This is a genomic window from Rhizobium leguminosarum, from assembly GCF_019798305.1.
Classification (GTDB): domain Bacteria; phylum Pseudomonadota; class Alphaproteobacteria; order Rhizobiales; family Rhizobiaceae; genus Rhizobium; species Rhizobium leguminosarum_U.
The window spans coordinates 53,996-71,729 of sequence record NZ_JAAXDD010000006.1 but is presented as its reverse complement, the minus strand read 5'-3'; the positions used below and the strand labels follow the sequence as shown (position 1 = coordinate 71,729).

General features: G+C 61.1%; 19 protein-coding genes and 2 pseudogenes. 3 read left to right on the top strand and 18 right to left on the bottom strand.

The genetic code is table 11. The features are described 5' to 3' along the window. Positions 1-4: 4 nt before the first annotated feature. The 6 genes from HFO99_RS12180 to HFO99_RS12155 all read right to left on the bottom strand — a co-directional run bounded on the left by HFO99_RS12180 (position 5) and on the right by HFO99_RS12155 (position 6,106). Entirely contained in the window at positions 5-1,045 is a 1,041-nt protein-coding gene (locus tag HFO99_RS12180) for an LLM class flavin-dependent oxidoreductase (RefSeq protein ID WP_222361442.1), read from the bottom strand. Further along, positions 1,042-1,977 carry a flavin reductase family protein gene (locus HFO99_RS12175; RefSeq protein ID WP_222361440.1) on the bottom strand — a complete coding sequence of 312 codons (936 nt, stop codon included), beginning with the start codon at positions 1,975-1,977 and terminating at the stop codon, positions 1,042-1,044. The genes HFO99_RS12180 and HFO99_RS12175 overlap by 4 nt, the downstream gene beginning before the upstream one ends. Beyond that, positions 1,974-2,819 carry an alpha/beta fold hydrolase gene (locus HFO99_RS12170; RefSeq protein WP_222361438.1) on the bottom strand — a complete coding sequence of 282 codons (846 nt, stop codon included), beginning with the start codon at positions 2,817-2,819 and terminating at the stop codon, positions 1,974-1,976. The genes HFO99_RS12175 and HFO99_RS12170 overlap by 4 nt, the downstream gene beginning before the upstream one ends. A gap of 14 nt (positions 2,820-2,833) precedes the next feature. Next, on the bottom strand, positions 2,834-3,436 hold the full coding sequence (locus HFO99_RS12165; protein WP_018071756.1) for an amino acid synthesis family protein: 603 nt from the start codon (positions 3,434-3,436) through the stop codon (positions 2,834-2,836). 414 nt (positions 3,437-3,850) lie between these two features. After that, the gene (locus tag HFO99_RS12160; protein WP_222361436.1) at positions 3,851-4,543 is read right to left on the bottom strand and encodes a GntR family transcriptional regulator; all 693 of its coding nucleotides are present in this window, start codon (positions 4,541-4,543) and stop codon (positions 3,851-3,853) included. A gap of 201 nt (positions 4,544-4,744) precedes the next feature. Beyond that, on the bottom strand, positions 4,745-6,106 hold the full coding sequence (locus HFO99_RS12155; RefSeq protein WP_222361434.1) for an FAD/NAD(P)-binding protein: 1,362 nt from the start codon (positions 6,104-6,106) through the stop codon (positions 4,745-4,747). A gap of 217 nt (positions 6,107-6,323) precedes the next feature. Between HFO99_RS12155 and tauA the strand changes: the two genes are divergently transcribed. Genes tauA through HFO99_RS12140 form a run of 3 tightly spaced genes read left to right on the top strand, consistent with a single transcriptional unit; the run spans position 6,324 to position 9,032 of the window. Beyond that, positions 6,324-7,337, top strand: a complete 1,014-nt coding sequence (gene tauA / locus HFO99_RS12150; RefSeq protein WP_222361432.1) for a taurine ABC transporter substrate-binding protein — start codon at positions 6,324-6,326, stop codon at positions 7,335-7,337. Between the two features lie 55 nt (positions 7,338-7,392). Further along, complete coding sequence (locus HFO99_RS12145) at positions 7,393-8,181, top strand: taurine ABC transporter ATP-binding protein (protein WP_075225077.1); 789 nt, start codon at positions 7,393-7,395, stop codon at positions 8,179-8,181. Further along, the gene (locus HFO99_RS12140) at positions 8,178-9,032 is read left to right on the top strand and encodes an ABC transporter permease subunit (RefSeq protein WP_222361430.1); all 855 of its coding nucleotides are present in this window, start codon (positions 8,178-8,180) and stop codon (positions 9,030-9,032) included. Before HFO99_RS12145 ends, HFO99_RS12140 begins: the two co-directional genes overlap by 4 nt. Positions 9,033-9,056: 24 nt before the next feature. Here HFO99_RS12140 and HFO99_RS12135 read toward each other — a convergent pair. The 12 genes and pseudogenes from HFO99_RS12135 to HFO99_RS33795 form a co-directional block, all read right to left on the bottom strand. Further along, positions 9,057-9,824, bottom strand: a pseudogene (locus HFO99_RS12135) (gamma-glutamylcyclotransferase). Positions 9,825-9,827: 3 nt separating this feature from the next. Beyond that, positions 9,828-10,136, bottom strand: a complete 309-nt coding sequence (locus tag HFO99_RS12130; protein ID WP_018071749.1) for a hypothetical protein — start codon at positions 10,134-10,136, stop codon at positions 9,828-9,830. Positions 10,137-10,147: 11 nt separating this feature from the next. Further along, positions 10,148-10,729 carry an RBBP9/YdeN family alpha/beta hydrolase gene (locus HFO99_RS12125; RefSeq protein ID WP_222361428.1) on the bottom strand — a complete coding sequence of 194 codons (582 nt, stop codon included), beginning with the start codon at positions 10,727-10,729 and terminating at the stop codon, positions 10,148-10,150. Positions 10,730-10,799: 70 nt separating this feature from the next. After that, complete coding sequence (locus HFO99_RS12120; RefSeq protein WP_179040288.1) at positions 10,800-10,949, bottom strand: hypothetical protein; 150 nt, start codon at positions 10,947-10,949, stop codon at positions 10,800-10,802. Positions 10,950-10,962: 13 nt separating this feature from the next. After that, on the bottom strand, positions 10,963-11,139 hold the full coding sequence (locus HFO99_RS12115) for a hypothetical protein (RefSeq protein ID WP_222251789.1): 177 nt from the start codon (positions 11,137-11,139) through the stop codon (positions 10,963-10,965). 133 nt (positions 11,140-11,272) lie between these two features. Continuing rightward, entirely contained in the window at positions 11,273-11,470 is a 198-nt protein-coding gene (locus HFO99_RS12110; protein WP_130674234.1) for a hypothetical protein, read from the bottom strand. A gap of 11 nt (positions 11,471-11,481) precedes the next feature. Next, the gene (gene msuE / locus HFO99_RS12105) at positions 11,482-12,042 is read right to left on the bottom strand and encodes an FMN reductase (protein WP_222251788.1); all 561 of its coding nucleotides are present in this window, start codon (positions 12,040-12,042) and stop codon (positions 11,482-11,484) included. A gap of 177 nt (positions 12,043-12,219) precedes the next feature. Then, positions 12,220-12,816 carry a 2-hydroxychromene-2-carboxylate isomerase gene (locus HFO99_RS12100; protein ID WP_131709612.1) on the bottom strand — a complete coding sequence of 199 codons (597 nt, stop codon included), beginning with the start codon at positions 12,814-12,816 and terminating at the stop codon, positions 12,220-12,222. Positions 12,817-12,872: 56 nt separating this feature from the next. After that, positions 12,873-13,900, bottom strand: a pseudogene (locus HFO99_RS12095) (LLM class flavin-dependent oxidoreductase). Between the two features lie 16 nt (positions 13,901-13,916). Next, entirely contained in the window at positions 13,917-14,852 is a 936-nt protein-coding gene (locus tag HFO99_RS12090) for an ABC transporter substrate-binding protein (protein WP_222361426.1), read from the bottom strand. A 68-nt stretch (positions 14,853-14,920) separates the two neighbouring features. Then, positions 14,921-15,865, bottom strand: a complete 945-nt coding sequence (locus HFO99_RS12085; RefSeq protein WP_222361424.1) for an ABC transporter substrate-binding protein — start codon at positions 15,863-15,865, stop codon at positions 14,921-14,923. 92 nt (positions 15,866-15,957) lie between these two features. Then, the gene (locus HFO99_RS33795) at positions 15,958-17,733 is read right to left on the bottom strand and encodes an amino acid ABC transporter permease/ATP-binding protein (protein WP_222361422.1); all 1,776 of its coding nucleotides are present in this window, start codon (positions 17,731-17,733) and stop codon (positions 15,958-15,960) included. Position 17,734 lies beyond the last annotated feature (1 nt).

Here is a 17,734-nt window from a genome sequence, read left to right as displayed (position 1 = left end):
GGTCTTACTCCTGAAATGCTGGCATGACCTCGGTGATGAAGCGCTCGAGCGACGCCTTCTTGCGCTCGAAGCTCATGCCGGTGTCGATCCAGAAGGAATATTCGTCATAGCCCAGCGCCTCATACGCCTTGAGCCGGGCGATGACGGTCTCAGCGTCGCCAACGACATTGTTGGTGCGCATGACCTGGTCCGACAGCATCGCGTTTGCTCTGACCTGTTCGTCCGGGATCCGTTCGATCAGACCCTGGGTAACCGGCTTCTCATTCTTGAACCAGGCGAAGAAGTAATTGTAGTAGACGCTGAGTTCATGGGCGGCCTGGGCGACATCGTCCTCTGACGAGCCGACATAGGTATGGCGCAGCAACATGATCTTGGGCCGCTCGATCTCGGGATTCTTGGTGCAGGCGTCGTTGAAGCGCTCCATCAACGACTGAACCTCGTCGTCGCCCTGCCAGAGCGGCGTGACCTGAACGTTGCAGCCGTTGGCGACGGCAAATTCGTGCGAGTTCGGATCGCGCGCGGCAACCCAGATGGGCGGGTTCGGCTGCTGCAGCGGTTTCGGCGCCGACGTGGTCGACGGAAACTTGAAGAATTCCCCGTCATGCGCGTAGTCGCCGGCCCATATGCCCTTGACCGCCGGGATGAGCTCACGCATGCGCTGACCGGCACCCCAGGCATCGAGACCGGGCAACAGACGCTCGTATTCGAAGGAATAGGCTCCGCGCGCGATACCGATATCGAGTCGTCCATCGCAGATGATGTCGGCCATGGCCGCCTCGCCGGCAAGCTTGATCGGATGCCAGAAGGGGGCGATCACCGTCCCCGTCCCGAGCCGCACCCGCGATGTGCGGCGCGCCAGATCGGCAATGGTCACGAACGGATTGGGCGCAATGGTGAAATCCATGCCGTGGTGCTCACCCGTCCAGATCGCGTGCATACCGCCCTTGTCGGCGATCTCGCAGAGCGCGACGAATTCCTCGTAGAGGCTCTTATGGCTTTGATTAGCGTCGAGCCGTTCCATATGGACGAAGAGGGAGAACTTCATGCTTTTGCGTCCTTGACTGGAATTGGGTGAACAGTGCCGCCGGTCTCGTCGCCGAAATAGACGCCGAAATTGCCGATCGAGCTTTCCATCGCGAAACGGCTGACGATATCGGCGGTCGAACTGGTCTTGAACTTTGCCGCAACCAACGCGTCAGGCTTCAGGAACCTGCCGCCGGCAGGCTCGCCCTCTCCGGCAACGGCGTGATAGACGATGTGCTGCTTGCCGTCGCTTTTGCCCTCATAAACCGAATAGAGAAAGCCGATGCTGACCTTCAGCCCGGTTGATGTCTCCAGGTATTTTTGCAGTGCCTCGGTCGGGCTGCCGTCATGGGCGTCGACACTTGGCAGGGAGAGCACATCCTCGCCGAGCAGCAGAACCTCCCCGCGGCGCTCGACAACGGCCGCAAGTTCCATATTGCCTTCGCTTGCCGCGGACACTGCCTTGCTTGCGAGCGTCGGCGTGAAATAGCCTCCACGCGCATAGCCGAGACCGTTGCGGCCGCTATTGTCGAAAGCTTCGATGCGGCCCATCAAGATGACGTGGTCGCCAGCCTCGATGACCTCTTCCATGGCGCATTCGAACCAGGCTGCAACGTTCGAGAATATCGGGCAGCCTGCCGATCCCTTGGCCCATTCGACCGCCGCAAACCTGTCCTCGACCGGGCGAGCAAAAGTGTTCGACACGTCTTTCTGCATTTCCGAAAGCACGTTGATCGCAAAATGCTGCGCGCCGGTCATGGTGGCGAAATTGCGCGACGACTTGGCAAGGCAGACGAGCAGCAAAGGCGGATTAAGCGAGACTGAGGTGAAGGAGTTCGCTGTGAAGCCGATCGGATGTCCATCCCCGTCGCAGGCGGTGACGACAGTCACCCCGGTCGGAAAAGCCCCGAATGCATCTCGCAGTGCTCTTGGGTCGACAGTCTGGATTGTCATCGTCCATCCTCCCCGAACGACAGCCACTCAGCGAGCAGCGAATTGACGATATCAGGCGCGGTCAGGTTCACCATATGACGATGCCCTTCGACGATGCGGGCGTAGCCCCGCGGCGCAAGCTCTGCCATTTGTGTCGCCATCAAGGGCGTCGAGTTCGGATCATCGGACCCCGTCAGAAACAGCGCCGGACCAGCCACGTCTTTCCAGCCGTCAGCATAGGTCTCGTCTCCTCCCGCGAAGGCGGCGTAAGCGACGGCATATCCCTGGGGATCGACGAGGTTTAGCCATTTTCGCGTCAATTCACGCGCGGTGACGCTGTCCGCATCTTCGCCGAACCAGCGGGCCAGCGGACCTTCCTTGTCGACGCCCGATACCGGAATGGCCGCAGCCCGCGAAAGCACGGCGGCCTTTGCCTCAGGGTCACGCCTGTAGACACCGTTGAGGTAGGCGACACGGCTGATACGCTCGCCAAAGGTCGCGGCCGCCCCTCCTGAAACCAGTGCGCCCATCGAGTGCCCGGCAACATTTGCCGTGTCGATTGCCATCTCGTCGAGAAAACGTCCGAACCAGGCGACGAACTCCTCGAGCCGACTGCCCGCCGGCAGCATTGCGCTCTCCCCATGTCCCGGCATATCGACAGCGATGACGCGATGGCCTGCAGACAGAAATGCAATCTGCGGAGCCCAGGCCTCGAGCCGCATGCCGACGCCATGAATGAGAACCAGCGGCTCGCCGCTGCCGGCCTCATGATAGGCCGTTCCGCTTGCCGTCTTCCTTCGGGGCAAGGCACCGGCGGCATTTGTTGCTGCAGCGGTGCGTGTGGTCGATCCGGCTGTCAGCATCTCAGAGCGCTCCTTCAAACGCCCGCAGGATTGGCAACGTCCTGCCCCAGGTCTTTCAGATCCTGGTAGCGGTCGCCGATACGGTGATGCGGGCGCCCGCCTATCGAAGCGCCGAGGGCCACGACGATCTCGTCGGCAGCGGGCGCGTCGGGGATCGACGTCTGGATGGTCAGGTAGTGCGAACGGCGGCCTTCATCGTTCTTGTCCATCAGCGGGATCATGATCGGCGCATTTGCAGGACCGCGTGTGTTGCAGAAGGCGAGATAGGACTTGGCGCCGACGGCCTGGCGATAAAAATTGCCGAAACGCAGCGTGTGGATAAGCGCGGACCCGTGTTCGATCTCGCCGTCCAGGCCGACGACGGCAGACTTTCCATAGCCCTCGACAGCCTCGCCGGACCCGACCGCCTCGATGATCATCTTGGTCAGCAACTCGCCGAGCACTGGAGCGCCTGCGTGAATTTCGGGCTTGAGGTCATCGACGAAGCCGCGACCGGCCCAGGGATTCTTCACGACCGCGAAGGCGGTAAACAGCTTCAGCGGAACCGCCGCGGCCTTGCCGCCTTCGATCAGCGTCGTTTCGATCTGCAGTCCCGTCTTGCGAATTTGAATGGCCATCGAGCACCTCATTTCTCAATTTTGTATTATGGTATACCATAATACACGAGTGTCAAGTTGGTTCCTGCGAGGACGCAGTTCAGGCCGAGGCGGAGTTTTTCAATTTGGCGCGCGCGCACTCTCGACCCACCGGGCAGCGCTTTCTTCCCGTCAGCGCGTTGTCAGCTGACAAACGACATGGCGGCGCCCCGCGGAGGCAGGCCGAGTCCAGAAGTCACGGTCATCCCAGTTCATGGTACCGCCTTACATATTACTTAATATGGCATACCATCACATTGGACAAAGTTGGGTGTCAAGCGCGGAGTATGGGTTCCGCTAAATTGCGCGGAACATTCATCGCGAATGGAGTGATATCGACAGCTGAGATGAGCGCTTTGCCAGGCCCGTGGGGAAGTGTCAGGGCTTTGCTCGTGCCTATTCGGCAAGCTTCTTGGCGGACAGCACTGCTTCGGCGATCGCGCTCGCGGCGGCGACGTGATCCATCGCGGCCCGGTAAGCCCCTTCGCCGTCGCCGCGGCGGATGGCGTCGACGATCTTCGACATCTGCAGCGGCCCTTCGATGCCGCGTCTCTCCGTCTTGATCGTCATCGAGCGCAGGTGGTTTATGCGCACGGTGAGGAGATTGACGACACCCCAGGCAACATTCCTGTCAACCATGGTGAACAGCGTGTGATAGAAGGAAGAGGTGTTCGTCAGCACAGCCGCCATGTCGTTGTCGCGGTAACTGTTGCGGATCCCGGCCAGAGATTCCTCCAGCGCAGCGACGATCTCCGGGCTGCGGCGCTCCGCGCACAGCCGCGCCGCCATGCCTTCCAGCGCGCCACGGATCTCATAGATCTGTTTGGCTTCGTCGATGTCGAGCTGCGCGACGATCGGCCCCTTGTTCGGCAGAATGGCGACAAGCCCTTCCGATTCCAGATGCCTCAGAACCTCGCGCACGACTGTTCGGCTGACGCCGAGCTGGGCGCAGAGGTCACGCTCGACAAGGCGATCTCCGGGACGAAAATATCCGTTGACGATGGCTTCGCGGACCTTGTCGAGTGCCAATTCCCGCAAGGTCTTTGCAGGACGCTCGACTCGAATTGCGTCCTTCAGAGCACCGCTCATTGTCTACCTCAGTGTTGGACTTTGCACGCTCAACTTCCGCCGCCGCGGCCGAATGCAAGAATCGTATTATGGCGTACCAGATACTGTAGCTGGCAGCGGCCGGCAATTCAACAAGCGCCGTGCCGACCTATGGCGCCGCCCGTCTTGTCAGACGCGCAAAGGACGATGTAGCACCTTGATCTGCTGCTGATACGTCGGGAGCTAGCCTCTCAAAACAATCTCCTCGACCACGACTTTGGCCTGAACCCGGATATCCGGAACGGCCGTAATCTCCCAGAATTGTCCTGCCGTCAGGGCGCCGACCGCAAACAGTCGGGCCGGCGAGATACGGGACGGGGCTATCACCTCGGAAGCGGCATCCACCTGGATCCCAAGACCAAGAGGATCGGGGACGATCAACTCAAAGCGGCTCATTTCCTTCAAAAGCGGTGAATGACTGATCCCGGCCCGCTCCATTCCCGTGCAGTTGACGAGCCAGTCCGCCCTGATCTCGGCGATCTCGCGCGTTGATCTGACCCTGTAGCTGGCAACGAGCCGGCCCTCCTCGGCCCCGAGCGATTTCAGGAAGCCCGCGTGGAAACGAACGGTTCCGTCTAAGACCAGCTTCTCAAACCTGTCGAACACGTCAGGCGCGACCCGGTGACGATGGATGTTCCACCAGGGAAGCGCATGCCTGAGTAAGCGTGCGCGCTCCCTGCTCGAAAGCCGTTGCCAGAGAGCCTGCGTTGCAGGCCTCAGACCGTCCATCACGGCTCGCCAGTCGGCAACCGTCCGGCTCTTTCCCCGCAGGGTCTTCAATATGCCGCTGATCGTATCTGGAAGCGTCTCGACGTCGATCGGCAGAGGTGCTGGCGGCTTCCACGCGTGTCCGAGCGGCGCAAGCCCACGCCGCGAAAGCACATCGATCTTGCCGGCGTGGCCATGAGCGCGAAGCGCGAGCACCTGATCGATCATCGTCAGGCCGGATCCGAGGATACACACCGCATCGGATGGTGCGACGCGCCTCAGCCACGAAAGCCGCCACGGGTTCTCGATGATCCGCGATCGCAGCGATGGCGGGACTCCGTCCGGAGCGACCGGCAGGGTCGCGTTCCCGACGCCAAGGCAAAGCACCACGTTCTTTCCGGCAATCTCGTCACCATTGCCGAGATGGAAGGCCAGCGTGCTGCTGTAACGTTCCACGCATCCCGCCGCCTTGGCCTTGATGAAATCGACCCGGCAACGGCCGTCCCGCTTTCGAAGCAGCCGAGCAAGCGTATCGCGGACATAAAGACCGTAATCGCTGCGCGAAGCGAAATCGCCGGCCTTCAACGGGCGTCCATGGCTTTTCAGCCAGTCGACAAAGTCGTCGGGTTGATGCGGCAAGAGGCTCATGCGGCCGGCGGGAACATTGAGGCGATGGAGATAGAGCTCCGTCCGGTAGGCCGTCCCGCGGCCGAAACCAGGATCGTCGCCGACGACGGCGACCTTCGCCGAAGCCGGAAGCTGTTCGATGAGATTGCAGGTAACCGCGATCGCTGAAAAACCGGAACCGACCACGATAACATCATATGTCAAATGCATTCTCCCTGAAGCTCAGAACGTCATCGAGACATTTGGTCATTCAAGCCTCGTGTCGCTCGCCGGTCCCTGCTGATCGCACGAGCGGCAGAATCACGAAAACAATTATCTCTATAGTCTATAAATATAGTTTGTTATTTCTCCCGCTAGCCCCTCCCCAACCATTACGCTTTTGAGGGTGAGATCAAGGGCCATGCGGCCCTGAACAAAGGGGCTCAAAATGAATTTTAGGAATTTGGTTGCCGCAATCGCCGTCGGCGTCAGCACTCTTGCAACGGCTGTTGTCGCTGAAGGGGCGGACAAGAAGGTCGTCGTCGCCTATCAAACCGATGCCTTGCCGTCTTCCGTGGCGATCGGCAATGGCGAATTCGCCAAGGAGACGGGATACGAGATCGACTTCCGCAGGTTTAACTCGGGCGCCGAAATCTTTGCGGCGATTGCCTCCGGCGACGTCCAGGTCGGCTATGTCGGCTCCAGCCCGTTTGCGGCCGCGGTATCACGCGGGCTCGAGGTCAAGGCCTTTTACCTCGCCTCCATCTCGGGCATCGACGAGGCTCTCGTCGTCCGCAACGGTTCCGGCATCGAAAGCCTGAATGATCTGAAGGGCAAGAAGCTCGCGGCCGCGCCGGTATCCACGGACCACTATCAGCTCCTGGCGCTGATCAAATCGCTGGGCCTGACCGAAAAGGACGTTCAGGTCTTCGCAATCCCTCAGCCCGAGATCGTCGCCAGCTATAATCGCGGCGACATCGACGGCGGCTTCGTCTGGGATCCGGCGCTGACCGAACTGAAGAAGAACGGGAAGGTTCTGGTGACCTCCAAGGAGGTGGCAGACAAGGGTGCGCCAACATTCTCGGCCTGGGTCGCGACCTCGACATTTGCCGCCGACAACCCGGACTTTCTGAAGGGTTTCGCATCGGTCATCAACAAATACTACGCGTCCTTCGCATCGGACAAATCCGCCTGGGGTCCCGACAGCGACAACGCCAAGTCGCTTGCCAAGCTTCTCGGCGGAACAGCCGATCAGCAGGCCTCGGCTTTGAAGAACCTCACACTTCTGACACCTGAGGTTCAGGCATCGGATGCCTGGCTCGGCGGCGGCGAAAAGGCCGGTGCCGGCAAGATCCTCAAGGACACGGCATCGTTTCTGAAGGAACAGGGCAAGGTTTCCGACGTGCTGGCGAATTACGGCGCCTTCGTCACCGCAGATGCCCTCACCGGCGTCAGCAACTGATCCTCCCTGACGCCGGCGCAGTCGTTGCGCCGGCGTCGAACCTGCGAGCGGCAACATGCTTAAAGTCGATCACGCCAGCGTTTTCTTCGCAGCCCGCGACGGGCGGACCGTTCACGCGCTCGATCGCGTTTCCTTCGATATTCCCGAGCGGGGCTTCGTCGTCGCGCTCGGAGCATCAGGATGCGGCAAATCAACCCTTCTCAACGCGATTGCCGGCTTCCTTCCGCTTTCGGATGGCCGGATCACGCTCGATGGCCGCGCGGTCGAACAACCCGGCGCGGATCGTGGCGTCGTTTTTCAGAAAGACTCGCTGCTGCCCTGGAAATCGGTTGTCGACAATGTCGCGCTCGGTTTGAAATTCGCCGGGGTCAAGCGCAAGGAGCGCCAAGCGCGCGCCCTGGAGCTTCTCCGGCTCGTCGGCCTCGACGAATTCGCCGGCGCTTTTCCCTACGAGCTGTCGGGCGGCATGCGCCAGCGTGTCGGCATCGCGCGGGCTCTGGCGACAAATCCCGACATCCTGCTGATGGACGAGCCGTTTGGCGCACTCGACAGCCTGACACGCGAGCAGATGCAGGAACTGCTGGTTTCCATCTGGGATAAAACGGCAAAGAAGGTCTTCTTCATCACGCACTCGATCGAAGAGGCCCTGTTCCTGGGCACGCAGGTGCTGGTCATGTCGCCTCGACCGGGGCGCGTCGTGGCACGCTTCGATCTGGATTTCGTTCGCCGCTTCGCCGAGACCGGCGACGCCCGATCGATCAAGGCGTCGCCGCAATTTGCCGAGCTGCGCGAGGAGATCCGCGCCATTCTCCACAGCACCGAAGACCTGAGGAGCGCCGCATGAGCGACATAGTGCAGGCCCAGCCGATTGCGGCTGGTAGAGAGGACCGCCAGGTCAAGCTGGTGAAAATGGCAGGCTTCGGCCCCGGCGAGAAATCGACGGTGGCCATCAGCGTTGCGACAGCGCTGGCCATAGTGCTGTTGTGGTGGCTCGTCTCCGCGCTCGGTGTCGTCCCCCACTTGTTTCTGCCGCGTCCGGACGAGGTGCTGACACAGATCGGCGCCATTTACCGCAACGGTTACGCCGGAGCGTCGCTGTCCGAGCATGTTTTTGCGAGCCTGTTCCGCATCGTGGTCGCCGCCTTCATCGCCATCTCGGCCGGCATTCCGCTCGGATTGCTCATGGGCCTCAACCGCTGGGCAAAAGGGGTGCTCGACGCGCCGATCGAGTTTTACTGGCCGCTTCCGCCGCTCTCCTACCTGCCGCTGATGATCATCTGGCTCGGCATCGGCGAGACGTCGAAGATCACGCTGCTGGTGCTTGCGATGTTTGCACCGATCTGCCTTTCAGCCCAGGCCGGCGTTCGTTCGCTGCCGATCGAGCGCGTCAATGCCGGGCGTTCGCTGGGCGCGAGCCGGCTGCAGCTCTTCCTGGACATCGTCCTGCCATCCGCCTTGCCCGAGATCCTCACCGGCATCCGGATTGCGCTCGGTGTCGGCTGGGGTACGCTGGTTGCGGCTGAATTGATCGCGTCCACGCGCGGGATCGGTTTCATGATCATGTCGGCTTCACAGTTCCTGGCGACCGACGTCGTCTTCGTCGGCATCGGCATTATCGCGATCTGCGCATTCACCTTCTCGGCGGCCATTCGTTTCCTGGAGGCGTTCCTCGTGCCCTGGAAGGGCAAGCTCTGACCAGATGGCGGCAGGGAGCCCTATTCAATGGCTTCCTGCTGCCGCGTTCAGCCCGTGTATGGCGACAAGCTCGGCTGCAACGAGCTTCTGAAGCCGCCATAAATTGCGGTCCCGGATGCCGCGTTCCTCCAGATGCTTCACCGTCAGATACAGATATTCGGCGCAGGAACCCATATGTCCGCAGGCTCTCGCAAGCACCTGCGCCACCGTCTCCAGCGGCAATTTGCGGGAAACGCGCTCGCCCTTCGGACCAGCCCAAAAGACCAGCGCGCGCACCAGCCCATGCGCTGTCGCGACCGGGATCCAGCGAACCGTCGCCGCGTCTTCGATCGTGCCGACTTCACGGCGGATCAACCGCCGAATCTGGCCAAGGCGATCATCATCGGCAAGCCTGAAGACGACGCCGTTGCAACGTCCACCGCGGTCAAGTGCCATCATCAGACCCGGCTGGGCACGCGTTCCCCGCCAGCGGGTCATCTGCAGGCAGAAGGAGCGATGTCACCCTCTTGCTGCGCCATGCTGCGATTCGACGGCGTCGAAGTCCGGCTTCCATATCAATGATCCATAGGCGAAGATCCAAAGCGGGGCGCCGGTAGACTCATCGAGAAGCCGGTTGGCGAGGATCTCCACCTCCGCTTCGCTCAGCGGTTTTCGGTGTGGCTCCGGGCCGACATCGATCGCGGGGCGAAGGCTCAACGATACGAGCTCGTCCGTTAGAGCCATTGTTGATCCGGTCAGCAAAAGTCTGCTTCCCCGGACCGCAGACTGTGTATGCTCGCGAATATCCGTCATGCGTCAGTGCACCGTAAATCTGGCCGCATCGGCCTGGCGCCGCTGCAGGCTGCGTATCAGCATCGCGGCCTCCCTGACGATTGCCGAAAACGTCGCATCATCGGCCTCTGCGATCCTTCCCGTCATCTCGCGGATGATCGTCGTCAAATGAATGATGGAATGGCGATGCTGCGGATCTTCCGATCCCATTTCGGCATCGGCCATGGCGAGCAGCGTCTGCACCAGCCGCTCCATGGTTTGGCGGCGCTGGGTCCTCGGATCGGCATTCGGATCCTCGCTGAGGCGCAGCAGGTCTGAGACAATATCGGACATTCCACTCTGTCTCACATTGCAAAAGCCGGCGGCATCGAAAAGCTTTGCCTTCGACCGCGTTCCTGCGTCTTCAAGGCGTCCAGCATCCGGTAGCCGTTGCGCCAGCGGCCAAAGCCGCTGGCGACATTGATGTGCCCGGCAAGGCCGATATTCCGGGTCTCGGCATTCCAGAGGCGGCCGAACAGGGTCAACCGATCGACCGTCATGTAGGCATCGTTCATGCTGCCGACGACGATGCTTGGAAAAGGCAAAGGCGCCGTCGGCATGGCGCCAAACGAGATATGCCCCGGGTGCAGGTTTTCGGTGGCCGGCAAATCGCATGGAGCAACGAGCAATGCTCCCTTGACGCGCCGCGCTGCACTTCGCCCGGCCAAGCGGGCGGCAAGCAGGCATCCGAGACTATGGGCAACGAGATAGGCCTCGCCGGCCTCTTCAAGCGCGCCTTCCAGCCGCAGCAGCCAGTTGTCAATGTTCGGATGATCCCAGTCGTCCTGGGCGACGCAACGACTGCCCGGCTGATCCTGCAGCCAGTGCTGTTGCCAATGTCCTTCTCCCGAGCCGAAAAGCCCGGGAAGAATAAGTACGTCGATCATCTGACGGCATCCTCTCTGAAGCTGCGCGTCGGTCTTTTTCCCGATCGGGGCAAACATCGGACATCACTCATCAGATCCACCCGATCACCAGGGCAAACAGGAATGTGAAGGAGCTGACGATCGTGCAGATTCCGGCCGCATGCCTGAAATGCGACATGACGCTGCCTTCCGCTCTTCTCGCACCGTGCCGACGCAGGCCAGTCTCAACGACAATCGCCATCACGCCGTTCTCCTCAATACCAAAGGCCGGGCATGGTGCCCCAATAATGGAGTTCGTATTCGCGCGCGGAGCGGTCGCGCTCGTCGTCCCGCGCGAACAATCCGTTTACAGGCTCCCGTGCAGCGGGCGGCTTCAGGCCGAGGAACCGGCCGATCGAAAGCTTCAGCCAGAAGTGAAAATCAAGCTTCATGCGAACCTCCTGTCAGGAACCGGTATTCTTCGGCTAGAGTATTTCCGTTTTTCTTCGAATCACGGAAGCGCTCTATCTCTTTGTTCATGCCATTCCGGACGCAAAACCGCTGTGCACTTTTGCTGGAATTGCTCTACGAAATCAGCGAATGACGTTGTGCATTGGCGAGAAGAACGTGAAGCGATGCCGTCGGTCCGTAGAGCATCAGCAGGCGGTTCTCCTCGCGTTTGGCGAGACGATAGCGTCGGGCGAATTCGAAGACGCTCCACAATTGCTCGCTTGCCCCCGGCCTTTCCGCATCGGCGATCGTTGCTTCCTGAGATCGAGCCATCGCGACGATCCTTACTCGGCTGCCGCCAAGGCCGGGTTTGCGCCCGGAAAGAAGGCCGCCAATTCGCCGATCACTTCGTTGATCCGGGCCAAAAGCGCGTCGGATGAAACCGCATAGTCCGTGAAATCGCGATCGGACGCATAGACGGCGGTCGGCAAGGTATGGGCCATGAAAAAACCAAACAGCGGCCGAAGCTGATGCTCGACCATCAGTGCATGCCGGTCGCCGCCGCCGGTCGCCGTGATGATGATCGGCTTGCCCCGAAGTTCGTGGGGGTCGATCAGGTCGATGAGGTGTTTGAAATGGCCGGGATAAGAGCCCTTGTAGGTCGGCGAGCCGATGATCAGGGCATCGGCCTGCACGATCTCGTCGACGACATGCCTGGCCTGCGCGTCGAGATCCTTGCGCCACAAGGCGCTGCCCAGCGACGGACCGACATCATGCAGGTCATAGCTCTTGCTGGTAAATCCGTAGCGAATGCTTGCACGTTCGGCGATGTGCCGCACAAGTGCCAATGTCTTCGATGGACGGTTGAAGCTGCCAGCGATGCCGACGAGTTTGAAACCTGACATGGTTTTTCCTCTCTTTGCGTTGCCCCAACTATTGTCTACAAAATTGATAGATTAAAGGAACGTGCATCTCTCCTTGTTCGCCTGGTTGAAAAAAACGTTCTTCGCCGCTTCAGCACGCATAAGCTGCAAGCCGACTGCCATCGACATCTGCGACCTCCGGACGCTGCAATTCCAAGCCTAAGGCTTGTCGCCGTGAAGATGACGTTCGAGGAAGGGCAAATTGTCCTGCCCCCAATAGATCTCGCCGTCAAAGACATAGGTGGGAAAGCCGAAGACGCCGCTGTCGCGGGCATGCACGCGGTCCGCCGACCACTTGTTCTGGACATCGTCGTCGGCTTGTCGCCTGAGGAGCGCTGCGCCATCGAAACCTGCTGATGTCACGATCGCCTCGCGCACATCGGGCTTGCCGATATCCCTCGCCTCGCTCCAGAAGGCATGCTGCAGGGCTCGGGCAACGCCGATCCAATCCTGTCCGTCGAGGTAGGCGGCAATCACGAAGAGGGACGCCGGCGTCGGATCGCTCAAATCCGGGCGATGTTCGAGCCGCAGTTCCTTGCCGCGCACGCGCGCCCAGCGCTTGAGATCCCGCGTCCAGTAGGCGCGCCGGATCTCCGGGCGATTGCGCGAGAAGATACCGCCATTTTCCTCGACCACCGTCGTCAGATAAGGCGTGATGACGACGTCGTTCTTCGCCGCAAGTTCGGCGAAGGCATCGAAGCCGATATACGACCAGGGCGAGCCGATCGAAAAGAAATATTCTACCGATTTGGTCACTGATGAATGTTCCCTGTGAGGTGATTGTCCTGGCGTCGAATGGGCGACGGCATTTTTCAGGAAGCGGCCCGAATGTCGGATGGCGCTTTCCATCCGAGTTCCGGTGCGATCAGCGTCACGAAGTCGTGGAGAATCTGGCGATACTGCTCGTGCTCGAACTCGTAAGGGAGCTCCAGCCTCAACTCGCTGACCTCGGGCAGGATCGGATCGGCAAAAAGCTGCGCCAATATCTCGTCCGCTGTGCCGACGACATCCTGGGCAAACAAGGTGCGCCGCTCGCCCTGCGGCGAAAGCGTCCGCTCATGGCGGCCATCGGCATAATCTCGATATCGGCGGCGCGTTGCCGCATCGGCGCTGTCGAAAGGCACGATGACACGACCCAGCGCGACGCGACGCTGCGTGCCCGCGGCGCGATAGGTTTCGATCAACTGCGATTGCGCGATGAAGAAATCATCCGTCCCCTCCCCTGTTATCACATTGCCGGTCAACAGGTTGAAGCCATTGCTGCCCGCCCATTCGGCCGAGCGCTGCGACCCGCCGCCATACCAGATCCGGTCGATCAGACCCTTGGCATAAGGCTGCAGCCGCGGCCGCTGCGGGCCGAAGGGCGTCTTGATAAAAGTCTGCTCGTCACCGAGATAAGTGCCGCGCAGATTGTCGGCAAAGCGCAGCACGCGATCATGCGAGAAATCGTAACCCGTCCAGTCGCCGTCGAAGGCAAGCGGAGCGATCAGCTCGGCGTGCAGCGGCCGGCCGGCGCTGACGCCGATGTTCAGCCGTCCGCGCGACAGAACATCGACGGTGGCGAGATCTTCGGCCAGCCGGTAGGGGCTTTCATAGCCGATCGGGATGACCGCGGTTCCAAGCTCGATTCGGCTGGTTCGCTGCGTCGCCGCTGCCAGGAGGCGCTCGCGGAAGAGATTCCGGGCTCCAGGTGCCGCTGGCGGACCCAGGCGCTGTCGAAGCCCAGATCTTCGCCATATTGCAGCTGCTCAAGCGTCTGCTCCAATCCCGACAACGGATCTTCGTCGGGATAATTGCCGGGGGTGAGGAAGCCGATATGGCTGATGGATATGTTGCCCACTCGTGCCACCCGATGATCAGTATTTCGGCAGGCCGGGCGGGTTGGTCTCGGATGCCGGCAAGGCTTCCTCGGAAAGATGCCAGTGGTCGAGGATTTTTGCGTAGGTGCCATCCTTGATCAGGCCGTTGGTGGCGGCAGTCAGCGCATCGGCCAGTCCGCTTCCCTTGCGGGTGGTGATCGCGACATCCGAGCGATCCGGCCAGCCGGCACTCAGCGTGCCGACGCGCTTGATGTTCTTGTCGCGTGCGGCGATGAAGACAAGCTGTGCATGCGGTTGGACGATGACATCGGCCCGGCCGGAACGCAGCGCGAGAAGGCTCGCCGCCTCGTCGTCGTAATATTGCAGCTCGATCGGTTTCAGGCCCGCGGCAACATCTTCCTCGCTCCACTTCACCAAGATGCGCTCCTGGTTGGTGCCGGCCCCGACAATGATCCTGAGGCCTGCCGCATCCGTGGGCTCCTTGATCGAGGTGACAGGGCTGTCGGATTTCACGAAGAAACCGTGCAGACCCTGGCGGTAGGTGGAGAAATCGAATTTTTCCTTGCGCTGCTCGGTGACGCCGACGTTCGAAATGACGGCATCATACTTGCCCGAGACGAGGCCGAGCGGCCAGTCGATCCAGGCGACCGGCACGATCTCCAGCGTCAGGCCAAGGCTGTCGGCGATGGCATAGGCATAATCGGGATCTGCCCCGACCACGGTCTTGGCGTCGGTGGCATAGGTGGCAAGCGGCGGGCCGCCCGGGCTGACGGCGATGGTGAACTTGCCTGACGTGACGAACTTGAATTCCCTAGGGATCGCAGCGATAGCCGCATCGTTCTTGGCGGCGTGAAGCCGGCCCGGCTGCTCTGGGCTGAGATCGAAATCCTCGGCTGCATGGGTTGCGCCAAAGGAAAGGGCCGACGCCATGGCGGCGATCAGCAGGGTCCGGAATGCCGGAAAGGCAATCATCGTCTTCAATCTCCAAATTGTCAGGCAGGAATGGCCGGCAGCATTGCCGCCGGCCCAATAGGGATCGATCAGGAGCCGCTCTTCGGCAGGCCGGGCGGGTTGGTCTGGGCTTTGTCGATCGCCTCCGGACCGAGGTTCCACGTATCGAGGATCTTCCGGTAGGCGCCGCTGGCGATCAGGTCGTTGACGACATTGGTCAATGGAGCAGCCAGGCCGCTGCCCTTGCGTGTGGTGACGGCAATTTCCGCCGTGATCGGCCAACCGCCGCTGACGGTGCCGACGAGCTTGGTCTTGCCGTTGATCCCCGCCGAATAGGCCTGCGTCGCGTTCACGCTGAAGACGGTGTCTGCTCTGCCGGACTGAACGGCGAGATCCTTGACCGCGTCGTCGTCATAATATTGCACTTCGATCGGCTTCAGGCCGGCGGCGACGTTCTCGCGATCCCATTCCAGCAGGATCTTCTCCTGGTTGGTGCCGGCATCGGTGATCACCTTCAGGCCGGCAATATCCTTCGGCTGCTTGATCGCCGTGATCGGGCTGTCGGCCTTGACGTAGAAGCCAAGCTCATCCTTGCGGTAGGTCGAGAAATCGAACTTCTCCTTGCGTTCTTCCGTGACCGTCACGTTGGAGATCACCGCGTCGAATTTTCCGGAGGTCAGCCCCAGCGGCCAATCGGCCCAGGCAACGGAAACGAGTTCAAGCTTCAGACCCAGGCTGTCGGCGATGGCCTGCGCCAGATCGACGTCGTAACCGATGACGGTTTTGGAATCGGAGGCATAATCATGCAGCGGCAGATTGCCGCTCGAGCTGATGCCGACGGTGAAGACACCGTTTTCGACGAACTTGAAATCCTTGATTTCGGCAACGCGTTTCTCGTTCTTTTCAACCCGCAGCCGGTTCGGCTGCTCGGGGCTGAGATCGAACTTCTGCTGCGCCTGCGCGGAACCGAAACCGATCGCAGCCATGGTGACGGCTCCCGCTATCAGAAGCCTTGCCCTATCTGTAAATGTCATGCCCCTTCTCCATTTCATCTTAAGGTTGTGGTTATTGTTATTCGGCCGGAGCAGCCCGTCGCGGCCCGGCATTTCACCAGCGCTGTTTCGCGCTAGAGAACCTTGGCGAGGAATTCCCGCGTGCGGGGATGTTCCGCTTGTGTGAAGATGCGGGCCGGCGGGCCAGCCTCCAGAATGCGGCCGCTGTCCATGAAGACGACCGTGTCGGCGACTTCGCGGGCAAAACCGACCTCATGTGTGACGATGACGAGCGTCGTGCCGGTGCGGGCAAGTTCCTTGATGACGTCGAGTACTTCGCCGACGAGCTCCGGATCGAGCGCCGAGGTCGGCTCGTCGAAGAGCAGCACCGTCGGGCGGAGCGCCAGTGCGCGGGCGATCGCCACACGCTGCTGCTGGCCGCCGGAAAGCTGGCGCGGATAGGCGTTGATCTTGTCGCTGAGACCGATGCGTGCCAGCAGCTCCTGCGCCAGTTGCACGGCGTCCTCGCGGCCAATGCCGCGAACCTGGATCGGTGCTTCGATGAGGTTTTCGAGCACGGTCAGATGCGGGAAGAGATTGAAGCTCTGAAAGACCATGCCGATATCGGCGCGGCGTTTGAGGATATCCTTCTCCTTGAGCTCATAGAGTGTGTCGCCCTTCCTGTTGTAACCGACGAAATCGCCGTCGACCGAGATGAAGCCCTCATCGACACGCTCCAGATGGTTGATGGCGCGCAACAGCGTCGACTTGCCGGAACCGGACGGGCCGAGGATGGCGGTCACGCTGCCGGAGGGAAGGCTGAGCTCGACGTCATCGAGCACTTTCAGCGAACCGAAGCTTTTGGAAATGCCGTGGATGCGCACCGCGCCGCCAGCGGCCCGCAGCGTCGCCGCATCCTGGAAGCCGATCTTGCGCACGGTGTCGGTCGCCGTCTCGAGGACAGGCAGCGGACGGCGTAAACGCTCGAAAAATGCCTGGAAGGGCAACGGCGTCGGGTTGCGCACGGCGCCTTTGGAAAAATAGCGTTCGATATAGCGCTGAGCGATCGACAGCACCGTCATGATGATCAGGTACCAGACGGTCGCGACCATCAGCAACGGAATGACTTCGAGATTGCGGCGGTAGATCACCTGGACCGTATAGAAGAGCTCCGGCAGCGCCAGCACGTAGACCATGGAGGTGCTCTTCGCCAGTCCGATGAGTTCGTTAAAGCCGGTCGGCAGGATCGAGCGCATGGCCTGCGGCAGCACGATGCGGAAGGCCTGGCGGCGGCGCGGCAGACCGAGTGCGGCGGCCGCCTCCAGCTGACCATGATCCACCGAGAGAATACCGCCGCGCACGATCTCGGCGAAGAAGGCAGACTGGTTGAGCGTGAGGCCGAGGAAGGCGGCGGCAAAGGGCGTCAGCAATTGCACTGTCGGATAGTCGAGGAAAACGGTATCGGTGAACGGAATGCCAATCTTGATCGTCTCGTAGAGGTAGCCGAGATTGTTCAAGATCAGCAGCAGCACGATGACCGGGATCGAGCGCAGCAACCAGATATAGCCCCAGGAAAGACCTGAGAGCAGCGGCGACCTGGAAACGCGGGCGAGCGCCAGAGCGGTTCCGAGGATGGATCCGGATATGGCGGCAAGCACGGTCAAAAGCAGCGTCCTGCCGAGACCGACGAGCACTGGTTCGGCAAAGAACCATTCAGCAAAGACGCCCCAGCCCCAGCGCGGATTGGTGAAGATGGAATAGAGCACGGCGATGATGACGACGGCGGCAAAGATCGTGCCTGCCAGGCGGCCCGGATGACGCGCCGGCACGATGCGGTAACGGGAGTAATCCTTCGATCCTGCCGTCCTGCTGCCGGGGTCGATGCCGGCGAAATCCGTTGTCAGCGCCATT